This window comes from Paremcibacter congregatus (assembly GCF_006385135.1).
GTDB classification, from domain to species: domain Bacteria; phylum Pseudomonadota; class Alphaproteobacteria; order Sphingomonadales; family Emcibacteraceae; genus Paremcibacter; species Paremcibacter congregatus.
The window spans coordinates 1751520-1774555 of sequence record NZ_CP041025.1 but is presented as its reverse complement, the minus strand read 5'-3'; the positions used below and the strand labels follow the sequence as shown (position 1 = coordinate 1774555).

At 50.1% G+C, this 23036-nt stretch carries 19 protein-coding genes; 9 read left to right on the top strand and 10 right to left on the bottom strand.

The features are described 5' to 3' along the window. Positions 1-12: 12 nt before the first annotated feature. From FIV45_RS07860 to FIV45_RS07845, 4 genes are all read right to left on the bottom strand, one after another. Entirely contained in the window at positions 13-1998 is a 1986-nt protein-coding gene (locus FIV45_RS07860; protein WP_099471818.1) for an acetyl-CoA carboxylase biotin carboxylase subunit, read from the bottom strand. Between the two features lie 34 nt (positions 1999-2032). Then, complete coding sequence (locus FIV45_RS07855; RefSeq protein ID WP_099471817.1) at positions 2033-3565, bottom strand: acyl-CoA carboxylase subunit beta; 1533 nt, start codon at positions 3563-3565, stop codon at positions 2033-2035. Between the two features lie 213 nt (positions 3566-3778). After that, positions 3779-4549, bottom strand: coding sequence for a response regulator (locus FIV45_RS07850; RefSeq protein ID WP_099471816.1), 771 nt, complete (start codon positions 4547-4549; stop codon positions 3779-3781). Between the two features lie 118 nt (positions 4550-4667). Beyond that, positions 4668-5642, bottom strand: coding sequence for an NADPH:quinone oxidoreductase family protein (locus tag FIV45_RS07845; protein ID WP_099471815.1), 975 nt, complete (start codon positions 5640-5642; stop codon positions 4668-4670). Positions 5643-5790: 148 nt separating this feature from the next. On the opposite strand from FIV45_RS07845, the gene typA reads away from it, so the two are divergent. The 3 genes from typA to hisN all read left to right on the top strand — a co-directional run bounded on the left by typA (position 5791) and on the right by hisN (position 8956). Then, the gene (gene typA / locus FIV45_RS07840; RefSeq protein ID WP_099471814.1) at positions 5791-7620 is read left to right on the top strand and encodes a translational GTPase TypA; all 1830 of its coding nucleotides are present in this window, start codon (positions 5791-5793) and stop codon (positions 7618-7620) included. Between the two features lie 142 nt (positions 7621-7762). Further along, complete coding sequence (locus FIV45_RS07835; protein ID WP_099471813.1) at positions 7763-8023, top strand: histidine kinase; 261 nt, start codon at positions 7763-7765, stop codon at positions 8021-8023. 117 nt (positions 8024-8140) lie between these two features. Then, positions 8141-8956 (top strand): histidinol-phosphatase, encoded by an 816-nt coding sequence (gene hisN, locus FIV45_RS07830; protein ID WP_099471812.1) that lies wholly within the window; start codon positions 8141-8143, stop codon positions 8954-8956. Here the strand turns inward: hisN and FIV45_RS07825 are convergent. Together FIV45_RS07825 and FIV45_RS07820 are read right to left on the bottom strand one after the other, a co-directional pair. Continuing rightward, positions 8942-9889 carry an alpha/beta fold hydrolase gene (locus FIV45_RS07825; protein WP_099471811.1) on the bottom strand — a complete coding sequence of 316 codons (948 nt, stop codon included), beginning with the start codon at positions 9887-9889 and terminating at the stop codon, positions 8942-8944. The two genes, hisN and FIV45_RS07825, sit on opposite strands and share 15 nt — an antisense overlap. A 108-nt stretch (positions 9890-9997) precedes the next feature. Beyond that, positions 9998-11650 (bottom strand): pilus assembly protein TadG-related protein, encoded by a 1653-nt coding sequence (locus tag FIV45_RS07820; RefSeq protein ID WP_165776945.1) that lies wholly within the window; start codon positions 11648-11650, stop codon positions 9998-10000. Positions 11651-11987: 337 nt separating this feature from the next. Here FIV45_RS07820 and trxB point away from each other — a divergent pair, with 337 nt between their 5' ends. Together trxB and FIV45_RS07810 are read left to right on the top strand one after the other, a co-directional pair. Next, positions 11988-12935 carry a thioredoxin-disulfide reductase gene (gene trxB, locus FIV45_RS07815; RefSeq protein ID WP_099471809.1) on the top strand — a complete coding sequence of 316 codons (948 nt, stop codon included), beginning with the start codon at positions 11988-11990 and terminating at the stop codon, positions 12933-12935. Positions 12936-13118: 183 nt separating this feature from the next. After that, on the top strand, positions 13119-14003 hold the full coding sequence (locus FIV45_RS07810; RefSeq protein ID WP_099471808.1) for a LysR family transcriptional regulator: 885 nt from the start codon (positions 13119-13121) through the stop codon (positions 14001-14003). 309 nt (positions 14004-14312) lie between these two features. Here the strand turns inward: FIV45_RS07810 and FIV45_RS07805 are convergent, their stop codons facing one another. From FIV45_RS07805 to FIV45_RS07795, 3 genes are all read right to left on the bottom strand, one after another. Further along, the gene (locus FIV45_RS07805) at positions 14313-14969 is read right to left on the bottom strand and encodes an HAD family hydrolase (protein ID WP_165776944.1); all 657 of its coding nucleotides are present in this window, start codon (positions 14967-14969) and stop codon (positions 14313-14315) included. A gap of 92 nt (positions 14970-15061) precedes the next feature. Further along, on the bottom strand, positions 15062-15526 hold the full coding sequence (locus tag FIV45_RS07800) for a Dps family protein (protein ID WP_099471806.1): 465 nt from the start codon (positions 15524-15526) through the stop codon (positions 15062-15064). Between the two features lie 200 nt (positions 15527-15726). Further along, positions 15727-16929 carry a pyridoxal phosphate-dependent aminotransferase gene (locus FIV45_RS07795; RefSeq protein WP_099471805.1) on the bottom strand — a complete coding sequence of 401 codons (1203 nt, stop codon included), beginning with the start codon at positions 16927-16929 and terminating at the stop codon, positions 15727-15729. A 192-nt stretch (positions 16930-17121) separates the two neighbouring features. Here FIV45_RS07795 and FIV45_RS07790 point away from each other — a divergent pair, with 192 nt between their 5' ends. From FIV45_RS07790 to FIV45_RS07775, 4 genes are all read left to right on the top strand, one after another. Beyond that, a complete protein-coding gene (locus FIV45_RS07790) occupies positions 17122-18603 on the top strand; it encodes a glutamate-cysteine ligase family protein (protein ID WP_099471804.1) in 1482 nt (493 codons plus the stop codon). Further along, positions 18603-19622 carry a M14 family metallopeptidase gene (locus FIV45_RS07785; protein WP_099471803.1) on the top strand — a complete coding sequence of 340 codons (1020 nt, stop codon included), beginning with the start codon at positions 18603-18605 and terminating at the stop codon, positions 19620-19622. The genes FIV45_RS07790 and FIV45_RS07785 overlap by 1 nt, the downstream gene beginning before the upstream one ends. Before the next feature lie 79 nt (positions 19623-19701). Then, complete coding sequence (locus FIV45_RS07780; protein ID WP_099471802.1) at positions 19702-21282, top strand: MBOAT family O-acyltransferase; 1581 nt, start codon at positions 19702-19704, stop codon at positions 21280-21282. Positions 21283-21284: 2 nt separating this feature from the next. Beyond that, complete coding sequence (locus FIV45_RS07775) at positions 21285-22538, top strand: hypothetical protein (RefSeq protein WP_099471801.1); 1254 nt, start codon at positions 21285-21287, stop codon at positions 22536-22538. 20 nt (positions 22539-22558) lie between these two features. Here FIV45_RS07775 and arfB read toward each other — a convergent pair whose 3' ends face one another. Then, entirely contained in the window at positions 22559-22990 is a 432-nt protein-coding gene (gene arfB / locus FIV45_RS07770) for an alternative ribosome rescue aminoacyl-tRNA hydrolase ArfB (RefSeq protein ID WP_099471800.1), read from the bottom strand. Positions 22991-23036 lie beyond the last annotated feature (46 nt).

Below are 23036 nucleotides of genomic sequence, written 5' to 3'. Positions count from 1 at the left end.
GTCATGTTGCTGTCACTCAAATTCTATGATGATTTCATCAACCGCCAGATTGTCCCCGGCTTCGGCGGAAACTTTCTTGACCACGGCGTCTTTTTCCGCCCGCAGGATATTTTCCATTTTCATGGCTTCAACCACACAAAGGATTTGCCCGGCTTTGACCTCATCACCCGCCACGATATCAATTGAGACGACCTGCCCCGGCATCGGGCAGAGCAGGAAGTTGGACATGTCCGGCGGCATTTTCTCCGGCATCAACGCGGCCAGTTCCGCTTCGCGTGGCGTGCGTACCTGGATATTCTGCGTTGCTCCGTTATAGCTCAGACGGTAGCCGTCACGCCGGCGCTCAACCTCGACACAGACGTCGACCCCATCTATCGCGCCAAAGAACCGCGGCCCTCCGGGCACCCAGGTTGTCGTAACGTCATGCGGCTGCCCAGCGATAACGACTGTACAGCCTTCGTCCGTTGCATAAAGCTGCGTCGCATGAGTTTCTCCAGCGAGGATGACGCGCCATTCCTCCCCATAGTGCGGAGCATCTTCATTCATCTTGTCAGAAATGCTCGCCTGACGCGCCATTTCAAAGGAATGGATAACCTGTGCTGCGGTCACCATCACCACCTTCGTCGACTCTGGTAGCGCCCCGCCAACAAAGCCATCGGGATATTCTTCGGCAATATAATTGGTGGTGATGTTGCCCGACTGAAAACGATCACTGTTCAGGACATCAGCCAGGAAGGCGATATTATGATTCAGACCCCGGATATAATAGCGATCAAGCGCATCGCGCATATGATGGATCGCCTCATCCCGTGTTTCGCCGTAGGTGATCAGCTTGGCGATCATCGGATCATAAAACATGGAGATTTCAGAACCTTCATAAATCCCGGTATCGACGCGCACATGATCGCTTTCTTCTGGCGGGGCATATTTCACCACCCGGCCAATCGATGGCAGAAAACCGCGCAGAGGATCTTCGGCATAAACCCGACTTTCCATGGCCCAGCCCTTGAGCTTAATATCAGCCTGAGTGAGCGTGAGCTTTTCGCCATAGGCCACCCGGATCATCTGTTCCACCAGATCAACACCGGTGATCAGCTCGGTAACCGGATGTTCAACCTGAAGCCGGGTATTCATTTCCAGAAAATAGAAGTTGCGGTTCTTATCGACGATAAATTCGACCGTCCCGGCAGACTTATACTGTACTTCCTTTGACAGGGCGACGGATTGCTCCCCCATATGTTTTCGGGTCGCCTCATCAAGGAAGGGACTGGGCGCTTCCTCGATCACCTTCTGATGACGGCGTTGAATCGAACATTCCCGCTCCCCGAGATAAATCACATTGCCAAAGCTGTCACCCAGCACCTGAATTTCGATATGGCGCGGCTCTTCAATGAATTTCTCAATAAAGACCCGATCGTCGCCAAAGCTGGAGATGGCTTCATTGGTGGCGGAGGTAAAGCCTTCGGCCGCCTCTTCATCATTGTAGGCCACCCGCATGCCCTTGCCGCCGCCGCCGGCAGACGCCTTGATCATCACAGGATAGCCAATACCCCCGGATATTTCGACCGCATGTGCAGAATCCCGGATGATATCCGTATTGCCTGGTACCGTATTAACCCCGGCCTTGGCGGCGAATTTCTTCGATTCAATCTTGTCGCCCATCACGCCAATGGCTTTAACGTCCGGCCCAATGAAGATGATGCCTTCCTTTTTAAGCCGTTCGCAGAAATCGGCATTTTCAGACAAGAATCCATACCCCGGATGGATGGCTTCCGCCCCTGTATCCTTGGCCGCCTGGATAATCTTGTCGGCAATCAGATAGCTTTCCGCCGCCGGGGATGCGCCAATATGAACTTTTTCATCGGCCAGTCGTACATGCAGGGCCTCGGCATCGGTATCGGAATATACGGCAACGGTCTGGATGCCCATCTTGCGGGCGGTTTTGATCACACGACAGGCAATTTCGCCGCGGTTGGCAATGAGAATTTTTGAAAACATGGTCTTGATCTCTCTTTTACTTCTCGTAAGCGGCTTACAACGGAATATTGTCGTGCTTCTTCCACGGGTTGCTGATCTGCTTATTCTTCAGCATACGCAGCCCCCGGGAAATGCGGCGTCGCGAGGCGTGCGGCATAATCACATCATCAATATATCCACGCCCGGCAGCAACAAAAGGATTGGCAAACTTGGCGGAATATTCATCGGTTTTCGCCTGGATCTTTTCCGCATCACCATTGTCAGCGCGGAAGATAATCTCGACCGCGCCTTTAGCGCCCATCACTGCAATTTCAGCTGTCGGCCAGGCAAAATTCAAATCCCCCCGCAGATGTTTCGACGCCATCACGTCATACGCACCGCCGTAAGCCTTGCGCGTGATGATGGTGATTTTCGGCACCGTCGCCTCGCCATAAGCAAACAACAACTTGGCGCCCTGCTTGATGATCCCGCCATATTCCTGCTGGGTGCCCGGCAGAAAGCCTGGCACATCGACAAAGGTAACGATGGGAATGTTAAAACAATCGCAGAAACGCACAAAACGCGCCGCCTTGCGTGAGGCATTGATGTCCAGGCAACCTGCCAACACCATTGGTTGGTTGGCGACAAAACCCACGGTCTGCCCCTCAATCCGTCCAAAACCCGTGATGATATTCTTGGCAAATTCCGGTTGAATTTCGTAAAAATCCCCCTCATCTATGACTTTCTGAATAAGTTCGTGCATGTCATAGGGTTTGTTGGGATTGTCCGGGATCAGGGTGTCAAGCGACAGCTCTTCCCGGTTCGGGTCATCAAATGTCGGAAAATCAGGCGAAGTGTCACGATTGTTCGCCGGCAACAAATCCACCAGTCGCCTCACCTGAAGCAAGGCTTCCACGTCGTTATCAAAGGCAATATCAGCGACACTCGACTTTGTTGTATGAGTAATCGCCCCGCCAAGCTCTTCCTGGGTTACCGTTTCATTGGTCACGGTTTTGACCACATCCGGTCCGGTCACGAACATATAAGAACTGTCTTTGACCATGAAAATAAAGTCGGTCATGGCGGGTGAATATACCGCGCCGCCGGCGCAGGGGCCCATAATCACAGAAATCTGTGGAATGACACCGGACGCCATGATATTTTTCTGAAACACATCGGCATAGCCCGCCAGGGCCGCAACGCCTTCCTGAATACGGGCCCCGCCAGAATCATTCAACCCAATGATCGGCGCACCAGCCTTCATGGCCATATCCATGACCTTGCAAATTTTTTCCGCATGGGTTTCAGACAGAGAACCGCCAAAGACCGTAAAATCCTGACTGAAAACAAAAACCAGTCGCCCATTGATGGTGCCACTGCCGATGATAACCCCGTCGCCGGAAATCTTCTGCTCGGCCATGCCAAAATCGACACAGCGATGCTCCATAAACATGTCATATTCTTCGAAACTGTCCGGATCAAGCAGGACATCTATACGTTCACGCGCCGTGAGTTTACCTTTGCCATGTTGCGCATCAATACGGCGCTGTCCGCCGCCCATACGCGCTTGCTCGCGCTTTTTCTCAAGCTGATCCAGAATATCCTGCATGTTGTCCTCTAGGTTTGATTCATGACATATTTTGACTTAAGTTTTTTGATTACTGATCAGTAACATTGTGGCCATCCAAAAGTCAATTCAATAATGTTACTGGTGAGTTAAATTTTTGTAATTCAGTCCATATAAAAATAGACCTGATCATATAAAAAAGCCTCCCGCCCCGCGACAGGGTGGAAGGCTTTATAGCATATTATGGGAAAATAATCAGGTAATGTTAAATCGCTGCAAGACATCGGCAAGGTCAGAACCAAACGCCTCGCCACGGCGAATAATCCCGACATTCATCGGCAATTTCCGCAAGTCAGGGTGATTTAGTTCCAGACTGGTCAGCAAAGCCACATGCACATCCTGTGTCGTTGGCATGGCCCTGAGAGCGCATATCAGGTCAACGCCACTGAGGCGCGGCAACATGGCGCTGCAAATCACCAGGTCAGGTTTTGTCTCGAGAATGATTTCAAAGGCCTGCAGAGAATCCAACACGGTATTAACCCGATAACCACATTCAACCAGTTCACGTTCCACGACCCGGGCCGCAACCTTTTGCGGCAAAACCAACGTCACCTCTTTATTAACAATTTTGATGTCGTCAATGTTGAAGGTCGAATGATGAGGCAGATTGCGAATTTCCTCGGCAACATCCTCTATATAGCCCTCTCCACCTTCCAGAGCCTTACTGATCCGGTCACTGAACTGCTGTAGATCAGTAATATTCTGCATGGAAATTTCTTTGATGTGCCAGAGGTATTCATCAAGACGCTGGCAAATGGCGTTCAACCCCGGCAGGCTCACCGCCTTAACCTTTAACCGCAGGTTAGAGCTGTCCTGCATCATCAGTTTATGGGCTTCTTCCTTGCTGATATCGCAACTGATCATTTGCTGAAGGCGCAATTCCAGATTGGCGGCAACTTCCTGCGCCTCTTCAATCGCCTCTGATTCATAGAGGGCATCAACAGCTTCTTCTGATAAAACGGACATAGGTAACTTTATTCCCTTTAGGGTTATGCAATACACTCAAGCAAAAAAGCATACCCGTGATCCGTTAATGCTTACCTAATGCCGTAAGATTAATTACAAATAAAGCAGATAAATAATGTCAGATGGTGACAATGACTTTCCCGGCCGATGTCCGCGCCCGCAAGGCCCGAATGGCATCCGCCGTTTTTTCAAGCGGGTATGTCGCACTAATATGCGGCTTGATCGCTCCTTTTTTATACCAGTCAAATAACTCGACGGCAGAATCCACCAGCACTTGGTTCTTGAATTGCTTGTAAGCTCCCCAGTAAAAACCGATGAGTTCGATATTCTTGACCAAAAGGTGATTAGCCGGAACCTGAGGGATATCACCACTCGCGAAGCCGATCACAATCATGCGGCCTTCTGGCGCCATCGCCCGAAAAGACTGACGAAAAACATCACCACCCACCGGATCATATACCACATTGGCCCCTTTGCCGTCTGTGATCTCCTTGATCCGGTCACGGATATTCTCTGTGCGATAATTGAGGGTAAATTCGGCCCCTTTCTCACGGGCGATGGCCAGCTTTTCATCAGAACCCGCCGTGGCAATTACCCGGGCGCCCATAATCGCCCCCAACTCGACAGCCGTAAGGCCTACCCCTCCTCCGGCGCCATTGACCACCAACCATTCACCCGGTTGCAACCGGGCCCGGTATCCAAGCGCCACATGGCTGGTGCCGTAAGCGACAACAAAAGACGCCGCTTCCTCGTAAGTCATCCCTGCCGGGATGGCGCACAATGATTTGGCCGGAACTGCAATTTTTTCAGCGAAACCACCCCAGTTGGTCAAGGCCTGAACCTTGTCCCCGACCTTCCAGCCACTGACTTCACTGCCAACTTCACTCACGGTTCCGGCGACTTCCAGACCGGGACTGAAAGGCAAAGGTGGTTTGACCTGATAACTGCCTTCCACCATCAGGCTATCGGCAAAATTCACGGCGCATGCCTTGATATCGATGACGACGCTTTTGGCATCGGCAACGGGATCCTCGACAGTTTCAAGCTTTAAATTTTCAAGTGTTCCCCGCTCCCGGACAATCATGGCTTTCATCGAATTTCCCTTAATTTTGCTTAATCATAAATTCACATAGACTTTCAACTCAATAGCAGTATACTGCGCCGAATTTTTAGCCCTGATATTGCACTGCATCATAAATAGATTTTTGCATCAGGTTAATCAACAGTTTTAGGTGAAACAAATGTCACTTCGTAATATTGCTATCATTGCCCACGTTGACCACGGCAAAACAACATTGGTTGACACCATGTTCCGTCAAAGTGGAACTTTCCGGGAAAATCAACGGGTTGAAGAACGCGCGATGGACAGCGGCGACCTTGAAAAAGAACGTGGCATTACCATTCTCGCCAAATGTACTTCCATTGAATGGAAAGACCACCGGATCAATATCGTTGATACCCCGGGCCATGCCGACTTCGGTGGCGAAGTGGAACGAATCCTCAGCATGGTTGACGGCGTGATTCTTCTGGTAGATGCCGCAGAAGGCCCAATGCCTCAGACAAAATTCGTGCTTTCCAAAGCCCTGGCGCTTGGATTGAAGCCAATTGTTGTCGTTAATAAAGTTGATAAACCCGACCGTCGTCCAGACGCCGTTCATGACGAGGTCTTCGACCTGTTTGTCAGCCTGGACGCCAACGAAGATCAACTTGACTTCCCGACCCTGTTCGCTTCTGGCCGTGATGGCTGGGCCGATCATGAACTGGATGGTCCTCGGGAAAATCTCGACCCATTGCTGGAAAAAATCCTCGAATATTATGACAAACCTTCTGTCATGACAAAAGAGAATATTGACCAGCCCTTTACCATGCTGGCCACCCTTCTCGACCGCGATAACTTCATGGGCCGAGTACTGACCGGTCGCGTACAAAGCGGCAAGATCAAGGTCAATGACCAGATCAAAGTGATCAACCAAAAAGGCGAAATCGTCGAAACCGGCCGCGCCAGTAAACTGATGTCTTTCCGTGGCCTCGACCGGGTTCCGGTTGATGAAGCCATGGCCGGTGAAATCATTTCCATTGCCGGTCTGTCCGTCGGCACGGTTGCCGATACCTTCTGCGCGCCGGAAGTGACCGAAGCCCTACAGGCTCAACCGATTGATCCCCCGACGTTGTCCATGCGCTTCTCGGTCAATGACAGTCCTTTCGCCGGTCGTGAAGGCTCCAAAGTCACCAGCCGCATGATCAGGGACCGTCTGGCTGTTGAATCCGAAGGTAACGTCGCCATTAAAATCACCGAAAGTGAAGCCAAAGACGGCTTCGAGGTGGCTGGACGTGGCGAGCTGCAACTGGGGGTTCTGATTGAAACAATGCGCCGTGAAGGCTTTGAGTTGACCATCTCCCGTCCCCGAGTGCTTTATAAAGAAGACCCAGAGACCGGTGCGCGGACCGAGCCTTATGAAGAAGTCGTAATCGACGTTGACGAAGAATATTCAGGTGTCGTTGTTGAAAAAATGAGCCTGCGGAAAGCGGAAATGACTGACATGCGCGCCAGTGGCGCCGGCAAGACCCGCATTACGTTCCTGGCGCCGTCTCGCGGCCTGATCGGCTATCACGGTGAGTTCCTGACGGATACCAAAGGGACAGGCGTGATGAACCGTGTGTATCACAGCTATGGTCCGTATAAAGGCGCGATCCCCGGACGGCGTCTCGGCGTTCTCATCGCGATGGGCACCGGCAAAGCGGTTCCTTACGCATTGTTCAATCTGGAAGATCGTGGCGTGATCATGATTAATCCGGGTGAAGACACTTACGAAGGCATGATCATCGGCGAACATAGCCGCGATAATGACCTTGATGTAAACGTTCTGAAGGGCAAGCAACTCACCAACATGCGGGCATCTGGTAAAGATGAGGCCGTGAAACTGGTGCCGCCAAAGAAACTTACCCTGGAACAGGCCATTGCCTATATCAATGACGATGAACTGGTGGAAGTCACGCCAGAAAACATCCGTCTGCGCAAGCGTTTCCTGATCCCGCATGAGCGTAAAAAGGCAGCCCGCGCCGCTCAGTAAGTTAGTCTCATTAGTCTCAAATGAATTGATAAAGCCCCGAAGGTTCGCCTCCGGGGTTTTTTTATATGCGTATTGCACATACCATTTATTAATATGTCTCTCTTATACTCGTCGAAAATATCACGATGATTAAAGGCATAAAATGACACATTTTCTGATAACCGAAGACAAACCTGATGGCTATCGCCTGGAAGATATTCTCAAGATTATTCGCAAGGACATCTTCCTGCGCACCACAAAAATTATGGATGATGACCGGGCAGAAGCTCAGATTGTGATGAATAATAATGTCGAAATTCTCGGCCTCCTCAGCGCCGCCATTGCCAAAGCCGAAGAAAGCACGACGATCCTGCAAAAAAGCTTCGGCCCGTCCCGCGAAGGCGAACCGCGCATCGGTGTCTAGGTCACTTCAGCCAGTCATATAGAATCTCTTGTTTTCCGGCATCCTCACCTAACGACTTGACAAAACCGCCTGTCTGGTTGACATAAGGGGACCCGCGAAAAACAGGAGATTTTCACAATGGGCGCCAGCCTAACCCCCGCCGATATTGCCGCTTACCGTATCTTCCTTGACCAATTGGCCGAGGCGGCCGCCGAGGTTACCCTGCCCCTGTTCAAACGTCCCCTTGAAGTGGTCAACAAAGGCCGGAAACTGGATATTGATTATGATCCCGTGACGGAGGCCGATCAACAGGCGGAAAAAGTCATCCGCCAGCATATCAATGCAACCTACCCCACCCATAATATTCTGGGAGAGGAATGGGGAGCAGAAACCAACTGCGCAGCAGACGAAACGCCCTGGACCTGGGTTCTCGACCCCATTGATGGCACCCGCGCCTATATTTGCGGAATCCCCACCTGGGGGACATTGGTGGCACTGAACAACGGCACCCAGGCTCTGGTCGGCATGCTTGACCAGCCTTATCTCAAGGAACGTTATATTGGCACCCCGAACGGCAGTTTTCTCAATGGGGAAAAAATCACCTGTCGGCCCTGCACAGACCTGACGCAGGCCACTGTCTCTACCACAGATCCGACGCAGTTTTTCGCCACAGACAAGGATGTCGCAGCCTTTAACCGGGTGGCTGGAAAAGCTCGTCTGGTCCGTAACGGTTACGACTGCTATGCCTACGCCATGGTCGCTGCCGGTTTTATTGATGTGGTGATTGAAAGCGGACTTGAGGCCTATGATATTCAGGCTCTAATCCCGATCATTGAAGGGGCCGGCGGTGTCGTCAGTGATTGGCGCGGGGAAAGTGTTCTACAGGGCGGCCAGGTGGTGGCGTCTGCAACACCTGAACTACATCAGCAGGTATTGAGCTTATTGCAAGGCTAGGAATTCATCCATATTACGCCACAGGATATCCCGATACCGGTCAAGCTCTCGGTAAACTTCATGGCGCGCTCCGTCAATCGTAACCTGCTTGACATTGGCCCGTTCTGCGAAAATCTTTTCTGCCATCCTGTTGTCAACCAGAGTGTCTTCTCCCGCTAAAATAGCCAAAAGAGGCAGGGTCACCACATCCATATATCCTGGCGTCATCACCTCGTCAGCGCTGATCAACGCCGCCCGCAACCAGGCAAATGTCGGCCCTCCAACATAATGATCCGGGTTAGCGTCCAGAAAATCAGTTTCCTGACGAAAACGGTCTGCATCATGGGTTACTTTGGGCATATACGCCTGATGTCCGGCCCGGCTAAAGCGGCCCGCCTGACCCGGAAAAGCCGCCTTGCCTAATCCGATCCGACACAGACCGGAAATAAGCGCCCTGGCCAGATGATCCTTGAAAGGGGCCCCCAACGTCATGCCAAGCATGGGCGAGAACAGTACCGCCTTGTCAATATGCCCCGGATGTTCATGAAGATACCGCAGACAAATGTTGCCTCCCATGGAATGTCCGATCAAACAGATCGGCAATTCTGTCGCCCGCGGGTCTTTCTTCACTACCTGCGAGACATACTCGTCCAGGTCAGAGACAAACAGATCAAAATCGGGGATATAACTTTTCAGCCGGTCGGACAATAACCGGTCAGACAATCCCTGCCCGCGATTGTCCAACGTGTAAACCGCGAGGTCTCGGGCCAAGAGGTCCGTGATAAACTCACTATATTTTTCCATATATTCACGATGACCGTTAACCAGCACGATAATGGCCTTGCTGTTCTCATCCGTCGGCCAGGAAGCCGTTCTTAAGTGGCATCCATCCTGTGCCGTCAGGTAATTCACCTGCCCCTTACGACGTAAATTAGGGAAATCTTGCCACACCATACAGAAAAACCTTAGAAGAATAAAAAACCAGAGTAGCCATATTTTCACATGACACAATTAAAAAAGCTGCAGACAATGCTGCAGCTTTTAAGGTAACGTAAAACAGGATTACTTTGAAAGACGAAGTTTTGACAAGTCCTTGGCAATCTTCTTAAATGCAGCCTTCAATGTCCCACTATCCGGCGCATAGAAATAATGATCCTTGTCAGTCGCCACATATTTCAATAAGTCCACCAGTTCCGTGCTGTTGTTGGCGAACTGAATGGTATAAATCAAAACCTGGTCATCGTTTTCCGGGTCGGCATCATCCAGATTCTTGATCCGATCCGCCAGATCTTTGAGGCGTTGATCGCGCTTGTTTTTGGTATGAAAACCATAATTATAAGCGTCACCAGACCTCATTGTATTCTCGCCGTCGGTCAGCAAGATAATTGCTTTATGCTTTACATAATTCGGATCAGCAACAACCGTTGCTTCGTCAAATGGTTTGCCGGGAGAAATCGCCCGCCATGCCCAGGCCAGACCCTGTGGAATATTTGTATAAGAGTTACCGGAAGAAATATCCAGTTCCGTAATGGCGCTGAGCAAGTCTGACTTCTTATGCTGCATGGGCGTAATCCCAAATTCAGGACACGGGGTACAGGCATGCGACATTTTATTCAATTTTTTTAAGTCACAGGATGATTTTTCGCCCTCGCTGCCCATGGGATACCACCCCACCCAGGCTGGTCCCGTCGCTATTTTGAACGGACCATCATGAATATCACCGGCCTGACTTTCCGCAGTTGAATCCCGATAGGACCGAGACCTTTCATAAGCACGGGTTCGTGCGAAACGCGCATAGACACACCCTTTCCATCCCTCTTCCGGTTCCGCCAAAAGTGGAATGGACGGCGCATTATGTGCGTAATAAACCTTGTTTATTTTAGGCGTCCAGTTTTTGAGAACCAGATCTTCCTCATCCCATTTGTTCCCATTGCCATTTTTATCAAAACGATAGAATTCTTCCTTGTAAGGATTGGCAGGAGAACCAGGAACAGTTTTTGTAGTGTATCTTTGTGATTGGGGGATCGTATTGCCAAAGGCATCTTTGCCATATTTGGTACCATTTTTAGTAACATTGACTTTCCCCGCCCAGGGCACCAGTCCCACATTCAACAGCGCATTTTCCTCATCATTGCCAAACAAAATTTTAACCAGATCTTTCGCCGCCTCTTTTGCGGTATCCAGACGGCTAAGGCCGCCCCCCATTCCGGCACTGTTTAACATGGAACCAGACATATCAATCGCCATCACCACATCAAGGAGAGACGTCTCCCGCATCACTTCACTGTCTCCTCCTACCTCCATGTAATCATAATCAACAATGCTCATAAATACGGTCGGGACCGTCACATCCGCTGTTAGGCGTAATGCCGAATCATTCTCGCTATAGACATGCCCGGAAGGCAATCTGGCTCCAACCTCATCCAGTTCATACGGACCTGACACACTGGACCCATAAAATCCTGCGGGGAAATTGGCGTCAAAGTATTTCTTTATCTGGGCTTCCCGGTCATTATCAAAAAAACTCTTGCCGCCCGCCAGGGCGGCGGCGTCAAGCGCGGCTCTCAACCGGGTTTTTACGATATACGCCCGGCTGACATCCGTGGCAATCCCGATGACCAGAATGGTTGGAATCAACGACATGGTCACCAGCACAGCGGACATACCCTTTGCATCACGGATAAGTTTTTGTGTGAATTCACCAAACCTATGCATCTTCTGATTCAATTTTAAATTCAGGTTCAAGTTCAATCTCATCTTCATTTCAAGCCCCAAAGCTTTTGATTTCACAGGAAAATTTCAAGCATACTCTCGGCACAACCTTACATAATCAACGCACAATATAGACAACTCCTTAATTTTCCTTTTATTAAAACAAAGAGTTATCACATAATTTATGTAAATTTTTACACTGGAGATCGCTGTGAAAACCTTATAAAACCTTAAAATCTCCACAACAATGATGTTTTTTTTCCAGTCAGCAGTTGAATCTCGGGCCAAAAGCTTTAAATATTTTCTCTGTCGCCTCATTACATGCATAACGGAAAAGCACATGACCACGGAACATCGCACTAAAGTATTGATTATCGGTTCTGGCCCTGCGGGCTATACGGCGGCAATTTACGCTGCCCGGGCCAACCTGAAACCGATTGTCGTCCAAGGCATGCAACCAGGTGGTCAGCTTACCATCACCACGGATGTGGAAAACTATCCTGGCTTTGCTGATCCCATCCAGGGCCCGTGGCTTATGGAACAAATGGAGGCACAGGCCCGCAATGTCGATGCAGAAATCATCACCGACATGATCACAGAAGTGAATTTTGATGAGAGACCCTTCGTTTGTTCGGGGGAATCCGGCGCTGTCTATATTGCCGATACGGTGATTATCTCCACCGGTGCCCAGGCCATGTGGCTCGGCCTGCCATCCGAGAAAGCCTTCCAGGGGTTTGGAGTCTCTGCCTGCGCCACTTGTGACGGTTTCTTCTATCGTAATAAGGAAGTTATCGTGGTCGGCGGCGGGAACACCGCTGTTGAAGAAGCAATCTTTCTTACCAATTTTGCTTCAAAAGTGACCCTGATTCATCGCCGGGATGCATTGCGTTGTGAAAAGATTCTTGAAGACCGCCTACTCGCCAATGACAAAGTCGAGATTCTCTGGGATACCGTTATCGAAGAAATCGTTGGGGATAAGCCCCCCATGGGCGGTGTCACCGGCGCCCGGGTCAAAAACGTCAAAACCGACCAAATTACAACCATTGACGCCCACGGCGTCTTTATCGCCATTGGCCACAAGCCCTCTACCGCTATTTTTGCCGGCAAGGTCAAGATGGATGATGATGGCTATATTCTCAAAGCTCCTGACAGCACCGCTACCGACATTCCCGGCGTGTATGCCGCAGGCGACGTTACCGATAAAATTTATCGGCAAGCCGTTACAGCCGCCGGTATGGGCTGCATGGCAGCCCTGGAAGCGGAAACCTTCCTCGCAGAACAGGATTAAATTCCAGCAATATAATATTTCCAGACCATCGGTCCTCGGAAGCGTATTTATATAAATATTGTTATTAGGAATGAAGCACTTATACTAATGCCAAAGAATATATCGGGATTTCCCGGTATATTGGAGGGATATGTCTTCCTTTCGGGCCAGTAATAAGCAATATGCGACCAAGCGGGATTGATCATGGATTGGGATAAATTAAGAATTTTTCATGTGGTGGCGTCTGCCGGCAGTTTTACCCATGCCGGCGAGAAACTGTATCTCAGTCAATCCGCTGTCAGTCGTCAAATTCGTTCCCTGGAAGAAAGCCTCAATACAACGCTTTTTAACCGCCACGCCCGTGGTCTCAGCCTTACTGATGAAGGCGAATCCCTCTTTAAGACAGCCGAAGAGGTGGTCGCCAAAATTCACGTAACAGAACAACAACTGATTGAAGGTACCAACCTGCCCCGGGGTGAACTCAAGATCACCACGACACTCAGCTTCGGATCCACCTGGATGATGAACAACATTCGCAGCTTCATTGAAAAATACCCGGAGATCAACGTACAGCTTCTTGCCACGGATACCGATCTTGACCTGACGACCCGGGAAGCCGATGTGGCGATCCGTTTCCACCCCGCACAACAACTCGATCTGATCCAGCGTCAGGTTGGCGTGTTTCACCATCATCTTTATGCTTCCCCTGAATACCTTAGTCGTAAAGGACGGCCCGAATCGATGGAAGAACTGAATGACCATAATATTGTCACGTACGGTGATATCAGCCACAGCCCGATTCGCAATATTGACTGGGTACTGGATGAGGAAAACGGTCTGAAGCGCAAACCAATTCTGCGAATCAACAGCATTTATGGAGTTTTGCAGGCCGTAAAGTCCGGTGTCGGCATTGCCGCTCTGCCCGACTATCTGGTGCAAGGCTCCACAAATGTGGTCCGAATCCTCAACGACATAGAAGGACCCGCCTTTCCCGCGTACCTGGTGTATACCCAGGAAGCACGGAATTCCAAGCGTATTGCCGCCTTTAAAGACTTCATCATTGAACAATTCAAGGATGCCCGCTTCTGATCCGCATAGCTATGCATAATACGCATGGCTGCATTGACGAAATTGAGGTGGTCTTTAATGTATAAATCTTTATAACAGAATAAAGATGTTGCGATGCAGCATCCTCTGAAATACCTCCCAAGTTATTTCAGTTGCTATGACCCAGTCCTCCCCTATGTCGGGTCATAGCCGTTTCATGGTCTCCCAAGACATGAAGCCTCCCTATATTTTGACTTGCCGGGTTTTTATAACCCGGCATTTTTTTTGCCTGCAGTTATACTGCATCGCACACAAGGCCGCCCCTTTATAACGTTATGATATTACTGCTCTTTATACGCAGGGCTCTTGTAAATATTTGATCACCTCATGCATCTCCTTGATGACCATACCTCCTGCTGTCGCAAGCTTACGATCCTGTCCACGGGTTGCATAAGCCAAGACTTCCATTCCGGCTGCGACCGCCGCCTGAACCCCCGGCAAGCTGTCTTCCACCACAAGACATTCAGCCGGATCGACTCCCATTTGGTCTGCGGCATATAAAAACAAATCCGGGTAGGGTTTACCCCGGGCCACCTGCCCGGCATGATAGATCCGCCCCTCAAAGAACGCCTTCAAACCGGTAAGGCCCAAGGTCAGATCCATTTTGTCAGGAGACCCGCTGGATGCAACACAGGTTTGATATGGCATATCCTGCAAACCGGTCAGAACCTCTGCAATACCGGCGACAGGTTTCAGGGAGGATTTGAATTTGGTAAATGTCTTGACCTGCAAGCGATCCAGAAAATCATCCGGCAAAGCCCGCCCCAACCGCTGCCCTGAGATATCCACAACCGCTTTCATGGACCGACCAACAAAGGCTTCAACTACCTCCTCCATACTCATCACAAGCCCCTCTTCGGCCAGCGCTTTCTGCAGTTCGCGGTTCGCCAAGGCTTCACTGTCCACCAGAACCCCATCACAATCAAATATTACCAATTTCAGCGTCATCATCTGTCCATAAAAAAAAGGTGACCCAAATTCAGGTCACCTTTAACTTTTTTCTGATTATAAAACCAGACATTCTTTAACAGAAAGCGCGTTTACAGAAGAGAACGCAACATCCAGGCATTTTTCTCGGACACTTCCATTCTGCTGCCCAGAAGCCCCACCGTCGGTTCATCTCCGGCGGCGCTGGCAACGGAAACAATACTCCGGGCCGTGCGGGTTACAATTTCATTGGCCTCGACCAGATTTCGGATCATCGCTTCTGCGTCAGGAATAGTCTCATCTTCCGGGATGGCTGTCAGACGCGAAAATTCCTGATAGGTTCCCGGCGCGAATTCCCCCAGAGCGCGGATACGTTCTGCGATTATATCAACCGCGGCCCACAATTCGGTATATTGCTCTTCAAACATGATATGAAGGGTCTGGAACATCGGGCCAGTAACATTCCAGTGGTAATTGTGGGTTTTCAAATAAAGCGTATAACTGTCAGACAACAACCTGTTTAACCCGCCTGCAATTTCTTTTCGGGCATTCTCTTCGATTCCAATATTAATCTGCATCTATCCTTCTCCTTTTCATCATTCATACTACTATATAGTTTAGAATTAATCTAATTAAAGGGGTAATGTACAAATAAGTATAAATATTTAAATTTTATACGTAAAGAATACGCTGTCGGATCAGTATACCATAAAAAAGTCCGTCTCTCATCTGACAGACGGACTTTTAGTAAAAATGTGATCGTTTCTGATCGTTATGATCAGCTTAGCGCATCACACGCACGCTTGATACGCTTACAGGCCTCGATCAAGGCATCATCGGACGTGGCGTAGGAAACCCGAAAATGCGGCGACAGCCCGAAAGCTTCCCCATGAACGGCGGCAACGCCTTCGGCTTCCAGAATATAGGTACAAAAGGCCAGATCACTATCAATCACGGTACCGTCAGGGGTTTTCTTGCCAATCAGGCCGGCGATTGAGGGATAAACATAGAAAGCTCCTTCCGGTGTCGGGCATTCTATGCCGTCAACTTCGCTAAGCATCTCAACAACCATATCCCGACGTTTCTGAAATACAGCCGCCCGTTCTTTCAGGAAATGCTGCGTCCCGGTCAGAGCCTCTACCGCCGCCGCCTGGGAAATCGAACAGGGGTTAGACGTGCTCTGAGACTGCACTTTCCGGATGGCATTAATGATTTCAACCGGACCACCGGCAAAACCAATGCGCCAGCCCGTCATAGCGTAAGCTTTCGCGACACCATTGATGGTCAGGGTGCGATCATATAATTTTGGTTCAACCTGAGCCGGTGTGACAAATTCAAAATCATCATAAATGATGTGCTCATACATGTCGTCGACCATAACCCAGACATGAGGGTATTTCAGCAGCACATCGGTCAGGGCTTTCATTTCCTGCCGATTATAAGCCGCCCCGGACGGGTTGCTCGGGCTGTTGAGAATGACCCATTTGGTTTTATCGGTAATTGCGGCTTCCAGAACTTCAGGCTTCAGTTTGAAATTATCTTCAATGGTCGCCTCGGCAAAAACCGGTGTTCCACCAGCCAGCAAGGTCATATCGGGGTAAGACACCCAATAAGGGGTCGGGATGACCACTTCATCGCCAGGGTTCAACGTCGCGAGCAAGGCATTGAAAATGGTATGCTTGCCGCCATTATTTACCGTAATCTGATTGGGTTCGTAATGCAGGCCGTTATCACGTTTAAACTTTTCACAAACCGCTTTCTTCACGGCAGGAGTGCCATCTGCCGGCGTATATTTGGTCTGACCTTCTTCAATTGCCTTAATCGCCGCGGCTTTAATATTGTCCGGCGTATCAAAATCAGGTTCCCCTGCCCCCAATCCAATAACATCACGCCCCGCAGCTTTTAGTTCCGCCGCTTTGGTGGAAACAGCAATCGTAGGGGAAGGTTTTACCCGGTTCAGTGAGTCAGCGATAAAAGCCATCGAAGTCATCCTCTTCGTTTTGAGAAAATATAATGTTGTAGCAGCGGCAAACTACGCAATAATCTTTCCAACTTCAAGGCCAGTGTTGGGTCTTTTCGGGAATTTGCGCCTCTTTTAATGTGCTTTATTAGATATATATCAAGAACAGTAAGCAGATTTGTTGTATTCTGATGCTGACTTGGGAGAATGTTCATGGGAAAGAATATTGAACAGACCGACTTCAAAGCGGCGGATTATAACAGTTTTACAGAGCGTCTCTATGAATGTCTTGCAACATTAAGAACCACAATCGAGACCCCGGGTTTTGGCGAAGGCGAAATTACCCTGGGTGCCGAATTGGAAAGCTATATCGTTGATAAGACGGCCCAGGCAACCCCGATCAACGATATCCTTCTGCGGGAACTCGACGACTCGCAATTTCAGCATGAACTCAATCGTTATAATCTTGAATATAACCTGTCCCCGGTGCCGGCCCGTGGTGCCCCGTTCACCGCAATGGGCCAGGAAATAACCCATGCCCTGGCCAAGTCGAGCAAAGCCGCTGAACGTCACCAGTGCAAGATCGTCGCCATCGGTATCCTGCCCACCCTCAAAGTAGGTAATCTCCACCCCGACAATATGACGGATGTAGGACGCTACCACATGTTGTATAAGGGTCTGCAAAAATTACGCGGAAGTTCATTCGAGGTCAATATCAATGGCGAAGACCCGCTGCAGCTGACATCCAATCATGTGACACTGGAAGGCGCCAATACATCGCTGCAGTTGCACCTCAAGGTCCCCCCGGATCAATTCGCGAACAGTTTTAATGCGGCCCAGATTGCCACCCCCCTCGCCATTGCCCTGTCAGCCAACTCCCCGACCCTGCTTGGCCACCGGTTGTGGCAGGAAACCCGCATCGCGCTGTTCAAGCAGTCCATCGACAGCCGCCATCGGAACGATGTGGTTTGGCGGCAGCCCTCCCGGGTGACCTATGGTCATGGGTGGGTACGTAAATCTGCGCTGGAACTGTTTCAGGAAACCGTCGCCCTCTATCCTCCCATTTTTCCCATTCTGTCTGATACTGCGCCCCAAGCGGATGCCTTTCCACCGACACTCTCGGAACTGAACCTGCATATGGGCACCACCTGGCCCTGGAACCGGGCGGTGTATGGGGCCGGCGACGGGGGACATCTGCGCATAGAAATGCGCGCCCTGCCTTCCGGTCCCACTGCAGATGACATGATGGCCAATGCGGCCTTCCTTATCGGCCTGACCATGGGCCTGAGCGACCAGATGCGCGACGTCTTGCCATCAATGCCTTTTCGCTTTTCCGAACATAATTTCTACCGCGCCGCGCAATGTGGTTTAAAATCGAGAATTCTTTGGCCAGAAGAACATCAAAGCCAGCCCACGGAACAGCCCATCACGGATGTGATCCTGCGCCTGTTGCCGCGTATGGAAGAAGGTCTGGATATGCTAGGGGTCAACTCGGCTGAAGTCCGGCGGTACCGCACTTTAGTTGAAAACAGGGTACGTAGTGGCCTGACCGGCGCCCGCTGGCAACGGCTGATGCTCAAATATTATCTTGAGCAGGCGCTCTCCCCTGAAGAAAGTTATCAGGCGATGACCCTGAAATATATGGCGGAACAACAAAGCGGTCGCCCTGTAGTAGATTGGAGTTTGTCCCCGTAATGCAGCACGTCACGCCACAAACCTGGAAAGATCCCCTGCCGGAGAGTATCGGCGCCAGTATAAAGGCCTTTTTATGTCAGATGCGAGGGCCTACCTGGATTGACATCACCGGCGCCGATACCTCCCGCACCCGGGTGCTGGTCACGCTGCTGCATGGCAATGAACCTTCAGGAGTCAAGGCACTGTTTCATTGGTTGCGGGACCCTTTGCGGGCCATCCCCCGCACCAACATGTCAATTTTTGTCTGTTCGGTCGAAGCAGCCCTGACAGAACCTGAATTCAGCCACCGCTATCTGCCGGGCCTGCCAGATATGAACCGCTGCTTTCGCCCCCCTTATGACAGCCCCTGCGGGAATATCGCCCGACAGATTTTACGACGCATCACGGCGTTAAAACCGGAAGCCGTGGTCGACATGCATAACACATCGGGCGCCGGTCCTGATTTTGCCGTAACCACCCGTCTTGACCCCCTTTACATCAATCTGGCACAACAGTTCTCCTCCAGACTAATTCTGACCGAACTGCACCTCGGGGCCCTGATGGAAGCCCCGGTCGCTTGCCCGATCATCACTCTGGAATGTGGCGGAAGCTTCGATCTCAGCGCCGATCAGAAAGCCGTTACCGCCCTTGAAATCCTGTCCCGGAGCGACAACCTTTTTCTGGCGCCGCCCGGCCCTGAAATTGACCTGTATCGTCACCCGTTGAGATTGGAGATCAAGGACGGGGTGTCATTGACTTATGGCGAACAGGCCGAGCCAGGCTATGACGTCACGTTGGCGTTTGATATAGAAAAACATAATTTCGGCATTACTGGCCCCGGTGAATCATTGGGCTGGGTACCGCACAACGGTCTTGATTACTTTACCGCCATCAACGATCAAGGCGTGGACATCAAACATGACCTGTTTCAGGTCATTGATGGCGTTTTACAGGTCAGATTGCCCTTGCGTCTGTTCATGATCACCCCGCGTCCTGAGATCGCCATAAAAGATTGTTTGTTTTATCTGGTAGATCAATAAACCTGCTTACCTTTACCCTAAGTACTGAATAAGTAATTTGTATTAACATTTTAAATGTAAATATGGAGAAAACTTATACATGTTCTTCAATTCGTATGAATTCATACTGTTTTTTCTTCCCATAACCCTGATCGTTTTCATTTTTCTCTCCCGGATCAATACAGAGAAAGCGATCGGGTGGCTGGTATTGGCATCGTTGTTTTTCTACGGCTGGTGGAATCCGGATTACCTTCTGTTGATTATTGGCTCCATGGGCGTCAGTTACTTTATTGGCACGCTGATTAACAGGACACTTCAGGAGAAGGGCCGGGCAAAACTGATCCTGATTATCGGCATTGTCCTGAACCTGTCCCTGCTCGGATATTTCAAATATGCCAATTTCTTCTTGGAAAGCGCGGCCTATGCCCTTTCGAGCAACTTTGAGCTTCACCACATCATCTTGCCCCTGGCCATCTCATTCTTCACATTCCAACAAATCGCGTTCCTGGTGGATGCTTACAAAGGCATCACAAAAGAATATAAATTCCTGCATTATGCCCTGTTCGTGACTTTCTTTCCCCAGTTGATTGCCGGCCCTATTGTTCACCACAAAGAAATGCTGCCACAATTCATGGACCGCGCAAACATGCGCTTTAAACTCAGCAACATCACCATTGGTCTGGCTATATTCTCCATAGGCCTGTTTAAAAAGGCCGTTCTGGCAGACGGTATCGCCGTATACGCCTCTCCGGTATTTGCCCTGTCCGACGCCGGGGAGCAGTTGCAGTTCTTTCAGGCCTGGGGCGGCGCTCTGGCCTATACGCTACAGCTTTATTTTGATTTTTCCGGTTATTCGGACATGGCCATTGGCGGGGCGCGCCTGTTCGGCATCAAGTTGCCCCTTAATTTTCACTCCCCCTACAAGTCCCTGAATATTGTGGAATTCTGGCGGCGATGGCATATTACCCTTTCCCGCTTTCTACGCGATTATATTTACATTGCCCTGGGCGGCAATCGCAAGGGACGACTGCAACGCTACATCAATCTGTTTGTCACCATGCTGCTGGGCGGATTGTGGCACGGCGCCGGCTGGACATTTGTCATCTGGGGTGCTCTGCACGGGACATACCTGATCATCAACCATTTCTGGCACTTTATAGCCAAGGCTCTCAAGCTCACATTTCTCGAAACCAGCAAACTATGGCGCGGATTTTCCTGGGCGCTGACTTTTACAGCAGTCGTTGTTGGCTGGGTATTCTTTCGCGCCAGTCACTTTGACTCTGCCGTGGGCATGTTACAGGCTATGGCTGGCCTGAATGGGGTATCTCTTCCCTATGGTATTGCCGCCGCCCTTGGTGGATTTTCATCCTATATACAAATAGCGGGATTTGAACTTGTTCACGGCGGCGGGGCAAAATTTGTATTTACCTATTTATGGATATTGGCCCTGTTGCCGATCGCCTTGATCATGCCGAACACCCAACAGATCATGAGCCGGTTTTCCCCTTCTTTCAATGACATTGAAGACAACGACAAGACCACACTCTTGCCACAAAACCCGGCGTATCGACGGTTTAAGTTTCAATTTAACGTGCGGTGGGCCATCACCCTCGCCCTGACATTAACCTTTGGAATGCTGGCCCTTGCCCAGGTTTCCGAATTTTTATATTTTCAGTTTTAATCATGAATGAAAAAAAATTCTTAAAACTCTGGCTCTCTTTTGCAGCACTCCTGTTTTGTGGCATCATGGGATTTAATTATGTCATTGATCCTTACCTGCTGTATGGCCATCATGATCTGAAAGGCCTGAACAGGATTAAACCTAAAGCCGGCACACATTCCTTGCAGTCAAAAATACATGCCGCACACCGCATGGCGCCCGATGTTCTGATCGTTGGTAACTCCCGCCCGGAAATGGGTCTGAACCCTGCGCACTCCTATTTCATTGATCATAACCTTCAGGCGTTTAATCTTGGCCAGCCCGGCAGCGGCCTCTCGGTTCAATATGGATATGCACTCGATATATTGAGAGATCATGACATTAAACAGGTTTTAATTTCTGTCGATTTTTTGGATTTTGTCACCTCTGCCGACAGCACGACTGACCCGCGCACCTGGCCCCCTGCACCGTCCGATGCCGACAAGCGTCGTAAATATCACTGGGACGGCACGGAAAATAACGCTTATTTTCTTCAATCCCTGAAAGACCATTATTTTCCCTTAATCGCGCTTAGTACATTTTGGGACAGCCTGACGACAGTTGCCAACCAGACACCATCCAGTTCCAACCTTCTTGCCAACGGCTTTAACCCTGCCGGCGATATGCGGCATGCCACAACCCATGAAGGCGTCAAAGCGCTATTTGGTCAAAAGATCCCTCAAGTATACAACAGCTTCACAATGCGAAAATGGCAAACGGACACTCCTGGTTATACCGGGTCGCCGGACCTGAGCAAATTACAGTTTCTGCTGCGGTATCTCAACAACCACAATATCGAGACAAAAGTTTTTATCAATCCTTACCATATCAACTATCTTGATATTATTGATCAAGCCGGACTGACATCTGAATTCTGGCTTTGGAAGAAACGTCTTGTTACACTCGTGGCACAAACAAGTACCAAAGACACCATCACTCTTTGGGATTTTAGCGACCCGACGGACTATATCGCCGAACCGATCCTGAAAGCTGGCAGAACGCCCCTGAAGTGGTTTTGGGAACCGGCGCATTATTCACAGGCGCTGGGCGACCTGATGCTTGACCGCATGCTCGGGAAACCCGGCACTGGCCCAACAGACTTCGGGCATCCATTGACGATGGAAAATTTCGCCCGGCATCAGGCAGCCTATAAAAACAAACTGGAGGCCTATCACCAACGCGATCCGGAAGAATATTCTCATCTCACCGCGCAATTGCCAAAACGTGACAAAGACTGACCAAAAAAGCCACCCCGAGTTCAATCAAAGGATATATTTTTCTGCCGCTGTTTCTTTTGTGCGCCTTGTTTTTTCTTGGTTTCGACCCGCTTAATTTTGGAACTTCGCGTGGGCTTGGTTGGGCGGCGCGCCTTGGGCGGTACGGCAGCCTCCCGGATCAAAGCGATCAGGCGTTCCTGGGCATCTTCCCGATTGCGCATCTGACTGCGAAATTTATTCGCGGTAATCACAATAATTCCCGCCGCGGTCATACGGTGGCCGGCAAGGCCGCGCAGGCGGGCGAAAACCTCGTCTTTAAGAGCCGGACAGTTTTTGGCATCAAAACGGATCTGTACCGCCGTTTCCACCTTGTTGACATTCTGCCCGCCTGGTCCGGTTGAACGAATGAACTGCTCAACTATTTCATCTTCATGAATCGAGATCGAATTGGTAATTTTGATATATTTATTCATTAAACCCTTGCTGGTTTATGCAAAAAGCCCGCCTTGATCCTGTTAA